The organism is Klebsiella sp. 28, from assembly GCF_018223905.1.
Taxonomy (GTDB): domain Bacteria; phylum Pseudomonadota; class Gammaproteobacteria; order Enterobacterales; family Enterobacteriaceae; genus Klebsiella; species Klebsiella pneumoniae.
On the sequence record NZ_JAGRQY010000144.1, the window covers coordinates 1 to 3,908 of the forward strand.

Sequence of the window (3,908 nt, forward strand, 5' to 3'; positions counted from 1 at the left end):
CAGAGCCGGGGAGCAGACAAGCGCTGGCCACGCTCACCGCGCCAAATACGCCGATCGACGCGTGGCAGCGGTGGGGGATAAAGGTGCGGCTGCTGATGGCGCCGCCGTGTCGCGGCTCGGCGATCAGGGTCATCTTGGGCACCGTGCGCTGGCTGACGTCGCCAAGCTGCATCAGCGGCCCGGCCTGCAGGCGAATCGACTCCAGGCGACGTTTAAGCGCGTCGTCATTATCCAGCTGTTCGCGCGTCTCATAGCCGGTGCAACCGAGGTCGCACGCGCGCAGCAGGATCACCGGCATTCCGTTATCAATGCAGGTCACCTCGACGCCGTCAAAACGGTCACGGACCCGGCCGGTCGGCAGCAGCGCCCCGCAGCTGGAGCCGGCGACATCAAGAAAATGGAGCAGGATCGGGCTGGCGCTGCCCGGCACGCCATCGATACGGCTCTCGCCGACGTAGTTGACCCCGTCGGCGTCACAGGGGATCTCTGCCACCGCCAGTTGCCCCGTGTTCTCCATAAAAATACGCACCCGAGTGAGCGGCGCATCGTAGCGAACCAGACCGCGCTCGATGGCGAAAGGGCCAACGGCGGCGAGAATATTGCCGCAGTTTTGGCCATAATCCACGGTAGCCGCCGCCACGTTCACCTGGGCAAACAGATAGTCCACATCGGCGTCAGGCCGTGCGGAGCGGCGGATAATCGCCACTTTACTGGTCAGCGGATCGGCGCCGCCGATCCCGTCAATTTGCCGGGGATCAGGCGAGCCCATCACCGCCAGCAGCACCGCATCACGTCGCACCGGATCGGCAGGCAGATCGTCGGCCAGAAAACAGGCCGCTTTAGAGGTGCCGCCGCGCATCCATAGACAGGGGATTCCGCGTTGCGCCATTTATTCCTCCACCTCGTCTGCGCGGTCGTAATACCGCAGGCCCTTTTCCGCCAGACGCGGACGCATAGCGTAAATATCCAGCCCCAACTCGCCATGGCGCATCCGCTCACGTTTCGCAAGCTCATTGCTCATGCGGGCTTCCGCTTTATGGAGCACATCACGGACCCGGGCGTGAGGCAGCACCACGACGCCATCGTCGTCGGCCACTACGACATCGCCCGGCTGGACAAGCTGACCTGCGCATATCACCGGGACGTTAACCGAACCGAGGCTCTCTTTCACCGTCCCCTGGGCATAAACCTGACGGGACCAGACGGCGAATCCCATTTCCCGCAACGTTTGCGAATCACGAATGCCGATATCGCCCACCAGCCCGACCACGCCGCGCGATTGGAGAGACGTCGCCAGTAGATCGCCGAAGAAGCCATCGCCGCACGGCGAGGTCGGGGCCACCACCAGAATATCGCCGGCGCGGCACTGCTCGACCGCCACATGAAACATCCAGTTGTCGCCAGGCGTCACCAGCACGGTTACCGCGTTGCCCGCCCGGCTAACGCCCTGCTGAATCGGACGGATTGCCGGCCCCATCAGCCCCTGACGATCCCAGGCTTCATGGAGCGTCGCCACCCCGGCCGCCTCACAGCGGCGCAAAACCGCCTCGTCATGGCGCGGCAGGTGGCGGATCACAAGGCCTTTTTTATTTAACAGGTTCATGCCAGGTTCTCCGTTACGCGGGGGAAGATGCTCTGGAAGGCTTCGCCGTGAACGATATCGCGCGCGGCCGTGATGCCGATATTGCGCTTGGCCTGCACCCCGCGCTGCAGCGCCACGCGGGTGTAGTATTCCCACAGATGCTCCTGACCCTGCATGCACTGAATGGCCTGATACTTTTTCTCCCAGACGGCGGTGATGTCCAGCAACACATCGGGTTTCCAGTTGCACTGCTCCGGCTGGTGCGGTTCGAAACAGTAAACCGGGGGAGCAGAGACAATTTTCTCGCCAGGGCGATAGCCTTCTGCCTGGGCGATAATCCGTGCTTCCTGGGCCAGATGGGAGGCCAGCGGATGATCGTAGTTATAGGGATCGTGCAGGGAGTGCGTCAGGACAAAGTGGGGCTGGATACGGCGATACACATCCGCCAGACGAAATAGCGTCTCTTTATCGGCGCGCAGCGGATAGTCGCCGATATCAAAGAATTCGACGCTGGCGCCCAGGATCGCGGCGGCGGCCTGCGCCTCTTCGCGACGCACCTGCTTCACCGCCTCCTCGGTCATGTTGCCTTTACGCCACAGTTTGGCGGACTCGCCGCGCTCGCCAAAGGATAAACAGACCACATGGACCTGATAGCCCTGCAGGGCATGCAGCGCTATCGCACCGCCCGCGCGCCAGACGAAATCGGCCGAGTGGGCGCTGACGACAAGGGCACTTTTTTCGCTAACCGGATGAGACATGATGGCTTCCTCTGTTGTTTTTTTCAGCTTGTCATGTCCCGTCGTGGGGAGGTAATTCGTTAACTTGCGAAGGCTATGATTTTTATTTATGTTGTCGTCTCACTCACTTTTTCAGGCCTGACGAACAATGCTAAAGAGAAAGCACGATAAAATTATAAATATCATGCAGCTGCGCTTTTTCTGTCAGGTCGCGCTGCGCGGTAGCGTCTCACGCGCGGCCGATGACTTATTCCGCACGCAGTCAGCGATAACCCGGGCTATTCGCGATCTTGAAGCCGCGTTGAACGTCACGCTGTTCGAACGCCATTACAGCGGCATGGTGCCCACCGAGTATGGCAAGTGCATCCTGCCGCGCGCCCGGCGGGCGATTGACGACCTGCAGGCCATCCCGGCGCTGCTGCAGAAGCACCATACCCGCAGCAGCGGCCCGCTGGCGGACGCCGGCTGGCTGTTCAATACCCGCCGCTTAGCCATTTTTATTCAGCTCTATCACGTCAACCATACCCAAACCGTCGCGCAACAGTTGGGGATCACTCAGCCGGCGGTCAGTGCCGCGCTGAAGGTCCTGGAAAAAGGAGCGGATTCGGCGCTATTTCGCCGGACGCCAGAGGGGGTGCGTCCCACGCCTGCCGCGGAGCTACTCTATCCCCCGGTGAGCAGAGCGCTCAACGAGCTGGAAAACATCTGGAGCGATCTCGCTGCCCGTCGCGGGGTGCTGGAGGGCACCGTGCGCATTGGCGCCCTGCCGCTGAGCCGGACCCGGCTACTGCCCTCCGCCATCGCCGCCTTTCTGGCCCAGCACCCGGGCATCACCCTCATGACCAATGAAAGCCCGTATGAGTCGCTGGTCGCCGATATGCGGGCAGGTAATATCGATTTTATTATCGGCGCCCTGCGCCAGGATGAAGATCTCCCGGACCTCTGTAGCGAAGCGTTATTCGAAGAGGATATGTTGATTTTACTGCGTAATAACCACCCGCTGCTTCGCCATCCGGACCCGCGCAGCCAGCTGGCGACAGCGCAATGGGTGCTGCCGCGCGCCAACGCGCCGGCGCGCAATTTGCTGGATAAGGCGTTTGTCACCCTGGGGCTGCCGCTGCCCCAGCCGACGGTAGAGACCGGGGATGCGGCGATGGTGCGAGGATTGCTGCAGGGCTCCGACATGCTGGCGGCGGTCTCCGCCAGCCAGATGCGTTTTGAAACTGACAATGGGCTGCTCAGCGTGTTGCCGGTTCCCCTGCCCGATACCACCCGGCGTATCGGGCTGACGTTTCGCGCCGGCAGCCTGCCCTCCCCGGCGACGCAGGCGCTGTTGCGTTTTATTTATCAGCAGGTTCAGGACGGGGCCGTTTAACGTTTACCCGCCACCGAATAGGTTACCTGCTGGTTGCGCGTTTGCTGAAACGCCTCCAGCGTCTGCCCGCGCATCGCGGCGTAAATATGCAGGTTGGATACGCCGACCACCGCGCCCATTTTCTCCAGCAGGAAGAAGCTGGCGCCATACTGAATTAATCCCCGCCAGTCGCGCGCGTTGAGCAACTGCTGTTCCTCCTCACTCAGTCCGGCTT

4 protein-coding genes and 1 pseudogene are annotated in these 3,908 nt (G+C 61.8%); 1 reads left to right on the plus strand and 4 read right to left on the minus strand.

Annotated features, from left to right (window positions below):
* From KHQ28_RS22220 to galB, 3 genes are all read right to left on the minus strand, one after another.
* Nucleotides 1-889 (minus strand): 4-oxalomesaconate tautomerase (locus KHQ28_RS22220; RefSeq protein WP_211777685.1); only part of this gene is annotated, 889 nt, incomplete at its 3' end.
* Nucleotides 890-1,603 (minus strand): 4-carboxy-4-hydroxy-2-oxoadipate aldolase/oxaloacetate decarboxylase, encoded by a 714-nt coding sequence (locus KHQ28_RS22225; RefSeq protein ID WP_020801778.1) that lies wholly within the window; start codon nucleotides 1,601-1,603, stop codon nucleotides 890-892.
* Nucleotides 1,600-2,340, minus strand: a complete 741-nt coding sequence (galB, locus tag KHQ28_RS22230) for a 4-oxalmesaconate hydratase (RefSeq protein ID WP_004211137.1) — start codon at nucleotides 2,338-2,340, stop codon at nucleotides 1,600-1,602. Before galB ends, KHQ28_RS22225 begins: the two co-directional genes overlap by 4 nt.
* A 127-nt stretch (nucleotides 2,341-2,467) precedes the next feature.
* Between galB and KHQ28_RS22235 the strand changes: the two genes are divergently transcribed.
* Nucleotides 2,468-3,694 carry a LysR family transcriptional regulator gene (locus KHQ28_RS22235; RefSeq protein ID WP_002923147.1) on the plus strand — a complete coding sequence of 409 codons (1,227 nt, stop codon included), beginning with the start codon at nucleotides 2,468-2,470 and terminating at the stop codon, nucleotides 3,692-3,694.
* On the opposite strand, the pseudogene KHQ28_RS22240 reads toward KHQ28_RS22235, so the two are convergent.
* A pseudogene (locus tag KHQ28_RS22240) lies at nucleotides 3,691-3,908 on the minus strand (hypothetical protein); the annotation flags it as partial. The gene KHQ28_RS22235 and the pseudogene KHQ28_RS22240 overlap by 4 nt on opposite strands.

Bases quoted from the DNA above. Each gene is read 5' to 3' on its own strand.
- KHQ28_RS22225 (WP_020801778.1), bottom strand. From the start codon at position 1,603: ATGAACCTGTTAAATAAAAAAGGCCTTGTGATCCGCCACCTGCCGCGC.
- galB (WP_004211137.1), bottom strand. From the start codon at position 2,340: ATGTCTCATCCGGTTAGCGAAAAAAGTGCCCTTGTCGTCAGCGCCCAC.
- KHQ28_RS22235 (WP_002923147.1), top strand. From the start codon at position 2,468: ATGCTAAAGAGAAAGCACGATAAAATTATAAATATCATGCAGCTGCGC.